Here is a 15221-nt window from a genome sequence, read left to right as displayed (position 1 = left end):
GAAAATGTGTTATTTTCATCTAAAAATAGTTTTTGATTATTATTTTTAATTTTTGGTCTTTTATTGAGCCTTTTCTCAATAATTTCATTGGGATTTATTTTTTCATTTTTAAAATCAAAAAGTTTAAGTTGTATGAAGTTTATATTAGTATTGAGGACAAATTTGTTTTGTTTAGTCATAAAATATTATTTGTCCTCACTTATTTAAGTAATTTACTATTTTTAAATCCTTTATTTCAAAATTAAAGAAAAAAATAACCTATTTTTATTTAACGAAGAAAAAAAATAAAAAAATAAAAAAAGCCTATAAAATTTTACAGTCTCAATTTTTAAGCTATATATTTTATTTTTTCTGTTTTTATCTAATATTTTTAAATCTTGCACTGATTTTTTTATCTAATTCTTTCATTTTCCTATCTATTCTTTTAGTGTCTGTTTTGTATGCTTTTGAAATCTTTCTATCAACTTCTTTTTCTTTTTCTTTTAAATTCTTATTAAATTTAGAAGTTTTCATATCAAAAGCATCCTGGATGAAATTTTCAAGTTCATCTTGGGATGAAAAGTCTGCAAAGTTTTTTTCTATTATTTTATCTACTTTTTCATTAAGTTTTTTCTCTTTTTCTCTTTTAGATAATTTTTTTGATTTTTTTTCAGATTTTTCTTTAGCCATAATTTCAACTCTTTTTAGTAGATAAATAGAATTTTTAGATAATTTTTATATTTAATTATTTTAAATTATCCCATTTTAATAACTGGTAATTGTATTTCAGTTACCATATCTTCCTCATTATCAACTTCAAATTTATTTTTTATATAAATTTCTTTAGGAGATCCAATAATGTCATATTTGTTTTCTACAGAGTATTCTGCCATAGTGTTGTAGCTTTCTTGAATGTTATCTAAACTTCCATTGTGTATTCCAGATAAAACTTTGTGCTCGATAATAGTTACTATTTTTATTTCTTCAGTATCATCAGGATCTAATTCTGGATTTATTGGAATTCCTACATCATATACAACTTCATTTTCTTTAACCTTTCTTGGATTATTATAAAATATTGCAAATAAGTCTCCAATAGTTTCAATTTCTTCAACTTCACTCCAACCAATTAATTTAGAAATTAAAACTTCCATATCATCTAAAGAACCTTTATAATTCATGATAGCTATTTTTTGATCTTCTATTGTTTTTTCTACAATTTCCATTTTAACACCTTTAATTTAATAGTATTTATTTTAACACCTTTAATTTAATAGTATTTATTTTTACCCATTTAATTTAATAGTATTTATTTTAACCCATTTAATTTAATAATATTTATTTCTCATATATAAATTTTTTATAATTGTTTATTTGATGATTGCTATAAATTTAATTAAATAAAATTACTTCAACTTCTTCTCCTTCTTCAAGTAATTCAGTCTGTTTAGAAACTTTTGTATAACCTGCTGCACTTGCAAGTGAGAATATTGCTCCAGAATCTTTAAATATTGGATAAACAGTATCATCTTCCACTCTAACTAGTTGGTATTGCATTCTTCCTATTGGTGAGTGGATTCTTCTTGCTAAAGTTCCTTTAATTGTTTTCTGTTCTTCTTCCTCTTTAAAACCAGCTAATTTTTTAATAGATGGTGCAACAAATACATTAAAAATTACAATAGCAGAAACCGGATTTCCTGGAAGTCCAATAACTATTTTTCCATCAACTACTCCAAGAATAGTTGGTTTTCCAGGTTGTACAGTAATTCCATGAATATAAACCTCTCCAAGTTCATCAAGAATATCTCTAATATTATCCCCTACCCCTGCAGAGGTTCCTCCAGAGCATAATAAAATATCACATTCTTTTAAAGATTCTTGGATTTTAGTTTTTAAATCATCATAAATATCTTTTACAATTCCTAAGCATCTTCCTTCTGCTCCACAGTTATTAACTCCTGCTTTAATCATTTCACTATTTACATCATAGATTTTTCCAGGTTTCAATTCTTCTTGATTAGTTAATAATTCATTTCCAGTTGAGATAATTCCTACTTTAGGTTTTTTATAAACATTAACAGTATTGATACCTTGAGCAGCTATTACCCCTATTTTAGGAGGATTAAGTAATATATTTTCATCAAGGATTACTTGTCCCTTTTTAACATCAGAACCTTTCTGACCAATGTCTTGAGATGGTGTAACACTTGTTAAAATTTCTATTTCATCTTCTTCAAGTTCACTATTTTCCTCTGCCCTATTACTAAATTCTACCATAACAACTGCATCTGCACCATCTGGAATTGGAGCACCAGTACTTATTTCAACAGATTTTCCAAGTTCTACAGTTTTATCGCTAAATGATCCTGCTTCTAAAAAGTCAATAACCTTAAGTTTTTTAGGATTTTCTTCATTTACCCCATAACTATCCTCTGCTTTAATTGCAAAACCATCTTTTAATGATCTATTGAATGGTGGAAAATCAATTTTACTTTCAATTTTACTAAATGTGATTCTATTATTACTATCTGAAATATCTATTACTTCAGGTTGTGGAGTATAGTATTCATTGAATTTTTCATTAATGATTTCTTTAGCTTCATCTACTTCTTTAATTTTTAAAAATTCTACACCCATTGTATTACCTTATTAAATTTTACAAGAATTATATAATTATAATCTATTATTTGATATATTTATATTATGTATTTTTGTCCTAAAAATTTCATCTAATAAAAATTTCATCTCAAAGATAAAAACTTTATTATGTATTTTTGTCGTAAAAATTTCATCTAAAATATAAAAACTTTTATAAATTATCTTGTTAGTATTTATATTAAGAAATATATAACATTAAATAATAAATTATTTACTGTATTTAAACAATATTATTATATTGAAAATTTATTTATTCAGTATTTGTTTAATCTTAATTTATTAATTATTAATTAATTATTTTAAAGTGATGTATTATTAATTATTTTAAAATGATGTATTATTAAATAATTTTGGATAATGTGTAGGAGGAGAATTTTTGAGTAAACCACAAAATAATCAACAGCAAGAATATAGGAGAGTACGTACTCCAAAAAAAGGAGAAATTCCTGGAGTTGTAGAACAAATTATGGGACATGGAAAAATTAAAGTCAGATGTGCTGATGGTAATATTAGGATGACACGTATTCCTGGAAAAATGAAAAAAAGAATTTGGATACGTGAAGGAGATGTAGTTCTTGTTAAACCATGGGATTTCCAATCAGGCCAAAAAGCAGATGTAATTTGGAGATACACAAGAACTGAATCTAATTGGCTTGAAAGAAAAGGTTATTTAACAATGTAATTGTTGATTTATATTTATTATAATATATAAATTCATTTAATTAATTTATAACCGATTTTAAATAATTTATTTTACTTATTTTACCTTTACTTTCTATTTTTTTTACTTTTTTTCATCTCATATATAAACTCTTTTTTATCAAGGTTTATATCTATTTTAATAGTTTTAATTAATTTAATTCTATTTTTAAAAATGGTGTTTTTATGGAAGAAAATCCAAGAGTAGCTAAAGCTGATTTAGAAGTTCAAAAGTTAATTTCACAAAAAAGAATCAAGGATTCAGATGATAGAAAAGTCTCTAGTGAAATCTTTGATAAATCAACATTACAAGTACTTTATAAATTAGCTAATCACGGTTATTTAGATCTTTTAAATGGTGCTATTAGCACGGGTAAGGAAGCTAATGTTTTAAAGGGAATTAAAGATGATGGTTCTATTGTTGCTGTAAAGATTTATAGGATAGCTACTTCAGATTTTAAGAAAATGCAATACTATATTGCTGGAGACCCTCGTTTTAATGTCAGATCTAGTAATAAAAGACAATTAATCAATAATTGGGTTAATAAAGAGTTTCGTAATTTAACAAGACTTAAAGATGCAGGAGTAAATGTTCCAGAAGTTATAACTAGCTTAAATAATGTTTTAATAATTGAATTTATTGGTGATGACGATGGAAATCCTGCACCAACTGTTAAAAATCTTCCACCCAAAAACCCTAATGACTTTTATGAAAAATTAGTAAACCAGATGGACAGATTCATAAATAAGGCTAATTTGATTCATGGTGACTTGTCAAGTTATAATATTCTTAATTTTGATGAAGAGCCTGTGATTATTGATGTTTCTCAATCTGTTGTAAGGGATCATATAATCGCAAATGAATTACTTGAGAGAGATATAAAAAATATTAGTTTGGAATTTTCTAAAATGGGTGTTGATACTTCAATTGAAGATTTAACTATCCGTTTAATTAAAGACTAATATTATTCTTCAAATGCTCTTAGGAAATCTATTTTTTTATAACTTTTAAATAAATATCATTATAGTTCCAATCAGGTTTCCTTTAGCAGTATTTTTTAATTTTTTTTTAAAAATCTATTTTAATATTTTTATCAAAATATTTATTAAATTTGATTATAAATATTAAATATATAATTTATTAAAAATATTAAATATATAATTTATTAAAAATATTAAATATATAATTTATTAAAAATATTAAAAATATAAATAAATATTTTTATCTAAAATTTATCTAGATAATTAAATAGAAAAGTAGAGAAGTTTTAAATTCAAATTAAAATCGAAGAGGTGAATAAATTGCCGGAAACTGATTATCTTAAAGTTCCTGCAGATAGAGTAGGTGCTTTAATTGGAACAAAAGGAGAAACCAAACAATTAATAGAAAATGCTACTAATACTCATTTAGATATTGATAGTGAGGAAGGCACAGTAGCTATTTATCCTAATGAAAATATGGAAGATCCTCTTGGTGTATGGAAAGCAAATCATATTGTAAAAGCTATTGCTCGTGGTTTCAATCCACGTATAGCATTAAAATTAAATAAAGATGATACTTATTTAGAAATAATTAAATTGCCTTTGTATCTTGGAAAATCTAAAAAAGCAATGGCAAGATATAAAGGTAGAATTATTGGAAAAGATGGAAAAACTAGAGAAATAATTGTTGATATGGCTGAAGTGGACATGGCTATTTATGGTAAAACTGTTTCATTAATAGGTGAATTAAAGAATGTAATGATTGCAAAAGAAGCAGTTGAAATGATTCTTAATGGATCAAGACATAAATCTGTCTATTCCTTTTTAGAAAATAAGAAAAATGAACGTAAAATGAAAGAATTTAAAGAAGTTGTTGGAATTGAAAGAGATGAAATACAATTCCGTGATGATTTAGATGATTAATCGGATTTAATTTTAAGAATCCTTCTTTAAAACTTTTTTATTTTTTATTTTTTAGCTATTTTTTATTTTTATAAAATTATTTTTTTTAAAATAAAATTTTTAAATTAACTTAATTTTTTTAAATAGTTTTATTTTTTTAAATAGTTTTATTTTTATAATTTGATATTGTTTTTATTACTTCAAATCAATTTTCTCTATTAATTGTTATTTTTCATTAAAGATATATGTATGTTTTAATATTTTTTAATGAGATTTTTTAATGTGATGTATTTTAATTATATTTAGCTTAAATTTTAATGTTATGTAATATATTTTTTATTAAAATTTTCATACTAATCAAAAACTTTTATATACTTTTAGCAACATATGTATATATAGTGATATATTTACTATAGTTTTAACATATTTTTATAATTAAGATATTATTATTTTGTCTAAAATTTTAGTAATTTATCCATTTTTTTATAAAAATTTTTCATAAAAATGATTTTTGTATAATTTTAATAGAATTTTCATAGATATCGATAATTTTTATTAACTTTATAAAATTTTATGATTACATTACCATTGATAGAAATTTATTATAGTATTTTTTTTAAGAGGAATTTTTTTTAAAATTTTAATTATTTTGTATTGATATTTTAATTTTTTTAAAAATTTTAATTATCTTGCATTGATATTTTAATTTTTTTTAAAATTTTAATTATCTTAAATTGATATTTTGATTAATTTTTATTAATTATAATTTATTTTCAAATTAATTAATTTATAAATTAATTAGGGATATGTAAAGGAGGTTTTATTTGTCTCAACAAGCACAAGAACTCTTTGAGAATTTTGACCAATTAACTCCATCAGAGTTCTTTAGAAAAAATAAACAGATGTTAGGATTTTCTGGTAAAATAAGATCTTTAACTATTGTTTTTCATGAATTGATTACAAACAGTTTTGATGCTGCTGAAGAAGCAGGTATCTTACCAGAAATTAGAATTGATTTAAAACAAATTGGAAAAGAACATTATCTTTTAAGACATTCTGATAATGGTCCAGGTATTCCAGAAGAATTTGTAACTCAAGTATACTGTCAGATGTTTGCAGGTTCTAAATTTAGAAATATTCAATCAAGAGGACAGCAAGGTTTAGGTTGTAGTGGTTGTGTACTTTTATCCCAAATGACTACTGGTGAGTCTACCCATGTAATTTCTGGTTGGAAGGAAGATGGTCAACTTAAAGGAGTCAAAATGGAATTTAAAATGGATGTAAAAAACAATGTGGGGGATGTTATTAAAACTGAAAATTTCACTCCTGAAAGTACTGGTGTTTGTATCCAACTTCAATTTAAAGAAGTATCATACTCCTTAGCTGAGCAAGGTGCATTTGAATACATTCGTAGGACAATGATTGCTAACCCTCATGCAAAGATTACCTTTAGAGATCCTAAAGGACATAAATACATCTTTAAAAGAGCTGCAGACATTGTTCCAGTTTTACCTAAGGAAGTATTACCTCATCCTAAGGGTGTTACTGCAGATGATATTACTACAATTGCAAAAATCACTGATAAAAGAAACTTCAAAAGTATGTTAACTAGTTCTTTATCAAGAATGTCTTCTAAGAAAATTAAAGAACTTCAAGAAATCACTGGAATTGACATGAAAAAACGCCCAAAAAGCATGACTTGGTCGGAAGCAGAGATTATTGTAGAAGCATTTAGTAAAATGAAATTTATGGCTCCACCTACTTCTGGTCTTATTCCTATTGGGGAAGAACAAATTGAAAAAGGTATGAAATTAATTCTTAAACCAGAATTCATCACCACCATTACAAGAAGTCCAGTTACTTATAAAGGTGGTGTAGCATTTATTGTAGAAGCAGGTATTGCTTACGGTGGAGATGCAGGTAGGATTGTAAATGAACAAAGAAAATCTGAAATCCTAAGATTTGCAAACAGAGTTCCATTAACTTTTGATGCAGGAAGTTGTGCTATTACTGAAGCGTTAAAATCTATTGATTGGAGAAGATATGGTCTTAAAGACTTAGACAACACTCCACTTACTTTATTTGTAAATATTATTTCAACTCAAGTTCCTTACTTATCTACTGGTAAACAAAGTATTGCACCAGAGCCTGAAATTGTTCATGAGATTAGACAAGCTACCATGAAAATAGCAAGAAAACTCCAAAGACATATTAGGTCTAAAAAGGCTGAAAAAGAAAAAGCGATGAGATCTAAGATATTTGAAGACTATGTACCTGTCATTATTGAAGAAGCAGCAGCACTTGCTGAAACTGGGGTTCCTGATTATAAGCCTGTTCTTGCTAAAGTTACAAGAAGGGCATTAGCAGAATTGATGGGTGAAAAAGTCGAAGAAGAAGAGGAAGAAGAAGACTATGTAGATTCCTTACTTGAAGAACTTGATGAATTTGGTCATGTTGTAGATAAAGAACATTCAAATCGTAAGGATAGAGTTCAAGAATCTGATTTGGATGAAGCATTTTTGGATGATGAAAAAACTAAAGAGAAAAAATCTAAAAAACAGATGAACAATCTAAATTATTTGACTCAAAAGAAGAGGAGGAATGATTAGATGGCTGAAGAAACTGCTACTCATAAACATACTCATAAAGAAAAAAGAAGACAATATACTTTTAATAAACTCAAAGGTTTCGGTCAAGAAATTATAGAAGATATTGAGAAAAATAAAGTGCCTACTCTAAGAATTCCTTCTAGAGGAACTGGTAATATTGTTTATGATGAAGATAAACGTTATTATATTCTTGGTGATAGATTTGGTAAAAGATCTTTAGGTAATGTTAAACAAATTAGAAAATTAGGACAAATGGTTTATGTTGCTAATTTCTGTAAAGATTTAGTATTAAGAGATAAAACTGCAACTATCAGGGAGATGTATTATATCTCTGAAGGTTGGGGAATTGAATTTAATACACAGCAAGAATCTAACATTGTAGGTGAAGATTTAGAAGTTGCATTAGGGGCTACTCGTGAAGATTTAGGATTGATGCCTGAAGAGGATGGTGCATCAGTTTATGGAGATATTACCTTACTTGATGGTGAGTTTGAAATCAATGCTTCAAGAGCAGGTAAATCTGGTTATACTATTTCACCAACTATTGACCAGGTTGAACTATTAGGTTGTGGTGCTGACTTTGTACTTGCTGTAGAAACTATGGGGATGTTCCACAGATTAGTTCAAGAAAATGCTCATAAAAGATTTAACTGTTTGATTGTAGGTCTTAAGGGCCAAGCAGCTCGTGCTACAAGAAGATTCATTAAAAGAGTAAATGAAGAATTAGGTCTTCCTGTATACATATGTAACGACGGAGACCCTTGGGGATTCCACATTGCACAGGTAATTATTTCTGGAAGTGCAAAATTAGCTCATGTAAATCATGATTTAGCTACTCCTGATGCTAAGTTTTTAGGAGTAACTGCAAGTGATATCATTGAATATGATCTTCCAACCGATCCATTAAAAGATATCGATGTATTAAGATTAAAAGAGCTTTCAAAAGACCCAAGGTATCAGAATGAGTTCTGGCAAACTGAAATTAAGAAAATGCTTAAGATTGGTAAAAAAGCAGAACAGCAATCATTCTCCAAGTATGGGCTTGAATATGTAGTAGATACTTATTTCCCTGAAAAATTGTCTCAGTTTGGTGAATTGAATTAGATTAATTTTTTAATTAATTTAATTCTTTTATTAATTAATTTATTAATTTTTTTATTAATTAATTTAATTCTTTTATTAATCAATTTATTAATTTTTTTATTAATTTTTTTATCTTATTCCTTTTTTATTTAATTTTTTTATAAAATTTATTTTTATCATATACTTATTTTTTAATTTTCAAAAGATTTATATACTAAAAGTTTAATATACTAGTTTAGATATACCTAATGGGGTATGACTATTCTTAAAAATGGTGGTGTTACTTTGAAACAATGTATGGATTCTGAAAATATTCATAGGAGGCTTAAAAAAATTATAGGCCAGGTAAATGCAATTAATCGTATGATTGATGAAGATATTCCTTGTGAAAATATTTTAATGCAAGTAAATGCTGCTAAATCTGCTTTACATAAAGTAGGCCATATTATTGTAGAGGGGCATGTTAATCATTGCATTAGGGATGCAATTGATGATGGAGATACTGATGAAGCTTTAACAGATATTTCTTCAATTTTAGAGTATTACTCACGCATTTAACTTAATTTTTTATTAAAAGTTTAGTTTAAGGTTATAAAATGTTAATTAAATGTTAATTAAATCTTAATCAAATTTTAATTAAATTTTAATTAAATTTTAGTTAAATTATAATTAAATTTTTAGTAAAATATTATTTCCATATTAAGCTATATTCTCTACTTTTAAGAATATAGTTATATTTTTTTAAAATAAGCATATACCTATAAGGGTATACCTATATTGTATAGTTTTAGGGGGTTATAAAAATGAACATAAAAGAGTTTTTTCAAGATGATGAAAAAAGAGATCTTCTTTTTATTCTTATTTCTATTATTGCAGTAATTTTAAGTTTATTAGGAATAAGTCTTTTTGGAATAGATTTAATGTGGATAACAATAATATTTTGTGGTTTTCCAATTTTTATAGAAGCTGCAGTAGGTCTTTATACTGAATTTGACATAAAAGCTGATGTTCTTGTTACTATTGCTATTATTTCTTCAATTCTTATTGGAGAATTATTTGCTGCTGGTGTAATTGCTATTATTATGGCAATCGGCGGTTTCTTAGAAGAATATACAGTATCTAAAACAAGAGCTGGAATTGAAAAACTTATAGACTTAAGTCCTACAAAGGGCAGTATTATAAGAAACTATAACCAAGATAGTGAAACTGAAGAAGAAATCGCAGCAGAATTAATAAATGTTGGAGATATTTTAAAAGTTTTACCTGGTGAGGTTATTCCAGTAGATGGTGAGATTATAAGGGGAGAATCTTCAATAGATCAATCAGTAATGACTGGAGAATCTATACCTGTAGATAAAGTAGTTGGTGATGAAGTATTTAGTGGTACAATTAATCTCTATGGTTCTTTTATAATGAAAGCAACTAAAAAAGGAGAAGACAGTTCTCTTCAAAAGTTAATTACATTAGTTGAATCAGCAAATCCTGAAAATGCCGAAGTTGTTAAATCAGCAGATAGATGGGCAAGTTTTATAGTTGTAGTTGCATTTATTTGTGCTATTTTAACTCTGATTTTTACAGCTGAGATAATTCGTGCAGTAACTATTTTAGTAGTGTTCTGTCCTTGTGCCCTTGTTCTAGCTACTCCAACAGCTATTATGGCATCAATTGGAAATTTAACTAAAGTAGGTATTTTAGTTAAAGAAGGAATTTCCATTGAAAAATTAGCAAAAATTGATCAAATTATCTTTGATAAAACTGGCACTTTAACTTATGGTAAACCTACAGTTACAAAAGTAATTCCATATAATAATGAAATTAGTGATGAGCTTAGTGAAAAAGAATTAATTCATTTACTTGCTTCATTAGAAAGTCCATCTGAACATCCTTTAGCAAAAGCAATAACAAAATTTTATAAAGACAAAAATGAAAAAGCTTTATATAAAGTTACTAACTTTGAAATGATCATTGGTAAAGGTGTAAAAGCTAATTTAAATGATAGTACTCTATGTGCAGGTAATGAAGAATTCTTTAATTCATTAAATATTGATATTCCTCATGATTTTATTGAAGAAAATATTTCACAATATTTAAATCAAGGCTCTACTGTAATTTATATTAGTTGTGATGGAAAGTTTTTAGGAGCAGTTTTCTTATCTGATGTTTTAAGAGATGATGCATTTGATATTGTTCGTCAACTACATAAATTAGGTGTTGATTCTACTTTATTAACTGGAGATAATAAAGAAGCAGCTGAACAGATTGCACATACTGTTGATATCGTTGATTTAAAATACAATTGCTTACCTGAGGATAAGATTTCTAAAATTAGAGAGTTACAATCTAACAATAAAAAAATTGCAATGATAGGGGATGGCATTAATGATGCACCAGCTTTAAGACAAGCAGATATTGGTATTTCAATGGGTGGTGTTGGTAGTGATATTTCTATTGAAGCATCTGATGTATGTCTTGTAAGTGATGATATTAAATATATTCCACATTTATTTGCACTTTCAAGAAAAACTATTAAAACAATTAATAGAGGAATTGCATTTGCTTTAGGTTTAAATATCTTAGCTACTGTTCTTGCAATGCTCGGATGGCTAGGGCCTATTGGTGGTGCATTTGTACATAATATTGGCTCTGTAATAGTTATTATTTATTCATCTTTACTCTTAAGATTTGAGTATAAATAAAAATTTTGATATTTAAAAAATTTATTTTTCTATTTTTCTTTTTCTATTTTTATTTTTTTATTTTTCTATTTTTCTTTTTCTATTTTTATTTTTTTATTTTTATTTTTTTATTTTTCTATTTTTTATTTTTATTTTCTTGTTAATAGTTTCAGTATATATAAATTTAGCGAAATAGATTAAACTAATTTTAGCGGATATTCTATAAATATATGGTGAAGTTAAAATATAATCCTTATTTCTTTTAACTAAAGTCATATTTTTTATTCTTCACAGTATTTATCTATTGTATTTAATAGTGTGTGACAATATTTTTTAAGAGGTCCTAATTTTTTAGATAATTCTTTAAATTTTTCAATGTCTCTATGGCTTAATGTTTTTAGGAGAATTATTAGTATTATATAAATTATTGGACAAATTATAAGTCCAATTATTAATCTTATTGGGTTATTTGGAAGTATAAATGAAGGTATTACCATTATTAAAGATGCAATTGTCACTTTTAATAGAAACTTATATGGAGGATTAGTTTTTGTTAATCTAAATTGTATTAAAAACATTGGAATCATCATTAAAAATGAAGATATTGTTGTAGCTAATGCTGCACCTTCTATTCCATATATGGGGATTAATAACCATCCTAAAATGAATGTGAGTATAGAACCTATTATTAAAATATACATAGATATTTTTGGATTTCCAATTCCTTGGGTGATGCTACTTGAAATAGTATATATTGAATAAAATGTCATTCCAACAACTAATATGGATAATGCCATATATCCATTAATGTATGCAGGATTTTTAAAGTATAATAATCCTAATATTTCTTTTGAGAAAACTGCAATTCCTACACACATAGGAATTATAAAAAACATTCCATATTTATAAGCATCATCTACATATTTTTGAAGTAATAATTTATTTTTAGTAGCAAATGCTTCTGAAGCTGCAGGTAATATTGTTGTTGCTATTGAACCTGACATAATTAATGGCAATCTTGCAATTGGATTTGCTGCACCAAAATAACCTGCAACAGTAGATGTTAAGAAAACACCTATAATCATAGTACAAATACTATAAATTCCCATCTCAGCTAAAGCGGTTATGGAAACAGGTATTGAAAAGGATATTAATTTTTTAGCTAATTTTAATTCATCTTTAAGAGAAAATTTAAAATTTTCACTTGGTTCTGGCAAATATTTTCCCATATATCTTTTAAAAATGTAAATTGCAGATAATGCAGAGAATAAAAAACCTAATACTGATCCTAAAACTGCACCAAAAGTAGATAAGCCTATAAGGACTAATGCAGTAGCAGATAATATCATTATTATCTGTTCTACAGCACGGGTATATAAGATATATTCCATTTTATATACTCCTTGAAAGGCACCACGAAATCCTCCTACAATAACACTAAATGGAGTGATTAAACCAATAGCTTGTAAAGGAAGTAATGCTATTGGCTTATTATAAATAGTATAAGCTAACCAAGGAGCTACAAAAAATACCATTATGAATCCAAAGAGTATACCTAATATAATCATTATTTTTAAGGAGGTAAATACTGTTTGTCTTGCATAATCTTCTTTATTTAATGTATTATATTCTGAAATATATTTCGCTATTGCTGGAGGTAGCCCTCCTGCAGATAAAATTTGAAAGATTCCTTGAAAAGGAAGAGTTAAAGTTAAAATTCCGTAATTTGAAGCACCTAATAGAATTGCCATTAAGTAATGATAAATGTATCCTCCAATTCTAAATATAATATTTCCTATTAATATTATGACACTATTTTTAACTATCTTTGATGTCATTTTAGCTCTCCCTATATAACCCCATATAATCTATCAATTATTTTATAATAAATTGGTGTTGAAATCCTTTTTCATTGAAATTTTAGTTCAGGTAAAAAAATTTAAAATTCATTTAGATTGAATTTAATGATTTTAGTTGTTTAAATTTAGTTAGACTTGAAATAAGATTTAAGAGTTAAGAAATAATCAATAACAGACTATATTCGTTGAAAAAGTGAAATAAATAATAATATTAATAATATTAATAATAATATTAATAATAATATTATGAAAGTGAAAATATTTATTTATCCAAGCCTATTTTAGTAATTTATTACAATTAAATTTTTGGGATTTTTTATAATATTCAATTAAATTGTATTTAAAAGATTGGATGAAAACTCCTAAAAATCAGTTTAAGATGGATAAGTTAGAGAATTTTATTATTTTGGAATTTTAATTTACTCAAAAATGATGATTCTCGCTTATTCTAATAAATCTTCAAAACATACTTTATATAAATTCAGCTAAACTTACAATTTTAGCAATAAAAAGCATATTCAAATAAAAAGCATATTCAAAATTCATTTATCTGTTTTGTGATTCAATTGACTTAAATATGGATATTTCTAAGCTTTTAAAGATTTCGGACATGCCTCATTTATAGAATTTGCAGAAAATTCTCTAAAAAATTACTAAGAAAAACCCTTTAAAAAAACCTTCAGGAATTTAACAAAACAATATTAATTTATTTTCTAAATAAAAATGTGAAATTATTGCTAATTATGGTTTTAGCTTCACTAGTGGTTCTAAAGACAAATCATATAGGTTAATGGGATGATGCTGGAAGTATGTTTATTGTCATAAAAGAATTATTTAGTGGATTAACTGCTAGTAAAATCATACATTTCTTAAATAAAGAAACTAAATTTCAATGTTTAATGGATAACATCTATAAATCAATTTAATTAAGTCAAAGATATGATTTCAGCAAAGCCTATATTTAAGTAATATAAGGATAAATTTATAATTATAATTGGGGATAGATTGTATTTTAGTAGGATTAATTTTAATTTATTAAAAATAAGTTTTCTTATTTTTTCTATTAATCTTTACTTTTCTATTAATCTTTACTTTTCTATTATCCTTTACTTTTCTATTATCGTTACTTTTATAAATTAAGAACTATTTAATTTAAGTGTTGGTGTTTATGATTAATTTGGATAAGTTATCTGGTGAAATTAAGGATTTAACTAAAGTGTATAAAAATTTTGAATTTGAATATATTGAAACTAATACTATTGTTGTAGAACCATGGACAAGATTAAAATGTCAATTTGGTTGTCCTAATTATGGTAAAACTTTAGTTTGCCCACCATATACTCCAAAAGCTGAAGAATTCATTGGTATGATTAATTCTTATAAAACAGCTATCTTGTTTGAGATTAGTTTAGCTTCCATTGAAGATGATATTGGAATGATTACTAAAATAGCTCTTGATATAGAGAATCTTTGTGCTCGTTTAGGTTATTATAAAGCATTTGGTATGGGTGCTGGAACTTGTCTGGTCTGTGAGTCTAAAGGTGAAGAATGTAATTTAGATGGATGTAAGTATCCGAATGAAGCTCGTCCATCTGGAGAAGCTTGTGGTGTAGATATTCATAAAACTATTGAAAACAATGGCTATGATATTTTAGGAATTGATGAAGAGAATAATAGCTATTTCTGTTATGGTATAGTTTTACTTGAATAATAATTGATGATGATTAATTAAAATAAATATTAAATTATATATAGATTAAATAATAAAACTTTAA

At 25.8% G+C, this 15221-nt stretch carries 12 protein-coding genes and 1 pseudogene; 8 read left to right on the top strand and 5 right to left on the bottom strand.

Going from position 1 to position 15221, the window contains the following annotated elements:
• From BM020_RS10010 to BM020_RS01245, 4 genes and pseudogenes are all read right to left on the bottom strand, one after another.
• Window positions 1-179, bottom strand: a pseudogene (locus tag BM020_RS10010) (ISNCY-like element ISM1 family transposase); the annotation flags it as partial.
• A 178-nt stretch (window positions 180-357) separates the two neighbouring features.
• Complete coding sequence (locus BM020_RS01255) at window positions 358-669, bottom strand: hypothetical protein (RefSeq protein WP_067147553.1); 312 nt, start codon at window positions 667-669, stop codon at window positions 358-360.
• Between the two features lie 65 nt (window positions 670-734).
• Window positions 735-1205, bottom strand: coding sequence for a GyrI-like domain-containing protein (locus tag BM020_RS01250; RefSeq protein ID WP_067147550.1), 471 nt, complete (start codon window positions 1203-1205; stop codon window positions 735-737).
• Between the two features lie 166 nt (window positions 1206-1371).
• Window positions 1372-2616, bottom strand: coding sequence for a molybdenum cofactor synthesis domain-containing protein (locus BM020_RS01245; protein WP_067147547.1), 1245 nt, complete (start codon window positions 2614-2616; stop codon window positions 1372-1374).
• Between the two features lie 397 nt (window positions 2617-3013).
• Between BM020_RS01245 and eif1A the strand changes: the two genes are divergently transcribed.
• The 7 genes from eif1A (at window position 3014) to BM020_RS01210 (ending at window position 11608) form a co-directional block, all read left to right on the top strand.
• On the top strand, window positions 3014-3319 hold the full coding sequence (gene eif1A / locus BM020_RS01240) for a translation initiation factor eIF-1A (RefSeq protein WP_074797961.1): 306 nt from the start codon (window positions 3014-3016) through the stop codon (window positions 3317-3319).
• 203 nt (window positions 3320-3522) lie between these two features.
• Window positions 3523-4299: a serine protein kinase RIO gene (locus BM020_RS01235; protein WP_074797959.1), complete on the top strand. Its 777-nt coding sequence runs from the start codon at window positions 3523-3525 to the stop codon at window positions 4297-4299.
• Window positions 4300-4638: 339 nt separating this feature from the next.
• The gene (locus tag BM020_RS01230) at window positions 4639-5241 is read left to right on the top strand and encodes a KH domain-containing protein (RefSeq protein WP_067147538.1); all 603 of its coding nucleotides are present in this window, start codon (window positions 4639-4641) and stop codon (window positions 5239-5241) included.
• Between the two features lie 803 nt (window positions 5242-6044).
• Window positions 6045-7829 (top strand): DNA topoisomerase VI subunit B, encoded by a 1785-nt coding sequence (top6B, locus tag BM020_RS01225; RefSeq protein ID WP_074797957.1) that lies wholly within the window; start codon window positions 6045-6047, stop codon window positions 7827-7829.
• A complete protein-coding gene (locus tag BM020_RS01220) occupies window positions 7830-8933 on the top strand; it encodes a DNA topoisomerase IV subunit A (RefSeq protein ID WP_067147531.1) in 1104 nt (367 codons plus the stop codon).
• A gap of 264 nt (window positions 8934-9197) precedes the next feature.
• The gene (locus BM020_RS01215; protein ID WP_067149105.1) at window positions 9198-9470 is read left to right on the top strand and encodes a metal-sensing transcriptional repressor; all 273 of its coding nucleotides are present in this window, start codon (window positions 9198-9200) and stop codon (window positions 9468-9470) included.
• Between the two features lie 245 nt (window positions 9471-9715).
• Entirely contained in the window at window positions 9716-11608 is a 1893-nt protein-coding gene (locus BM020_RS01210; protein ID WP_074797953.1) for a heavy metal translocating P-type ATPase, read from the top strand.
• A gap of 260 nt (window positions 11609-11868) precedes the next feature.
• Here the strand turns inward: BM020_RS01210 and BM020_RS01205 are convergent, their stop codons facing one another.
• Window positions 11869-13425 (bottom strand): flippase, encoded by a 1557-nt coding sequence (locus tag BM020_RS01205; protein ID WP_067147525.1) that lies wholly within the window; start codon window positions 13423-13425, stop codon window positions 11869-11871.
• Between the two features lie 1189 nt (window positions 13426-14614).
• On the opposite strand from BM020_RS01205, the gene BM020_RS01200 reads away from it, so the two are divergent.
• Window positions 14615-15157 (top strand): DUF2284 domain-containing protein, encoded by a 543-nt coding sequence (locus BM020_RS01200; protein ID WP_067147522.1) that lies wholly within the window; start codon window positions 14615-14617, stop codon window positions 15155-15157.
• Window positions 15158-15221: the final 64 nt, after the last annotated feature.

Source organism: Methanobrevibacter olleyae (assembly GCF_900114585.1).
Taxonomy (GTDB): domain Archaea; phylum Methanobacteriota; class Methanobacteria; order Methanobacteriales; family Methanobacteriaceae; genus Methanobrevibacter; species Methanobrevibacter olleyae.
Note: the sequence above shows the minus strand (reverse complement) of the source record. Positions and strands in the feature narration are given on the sequence as shown.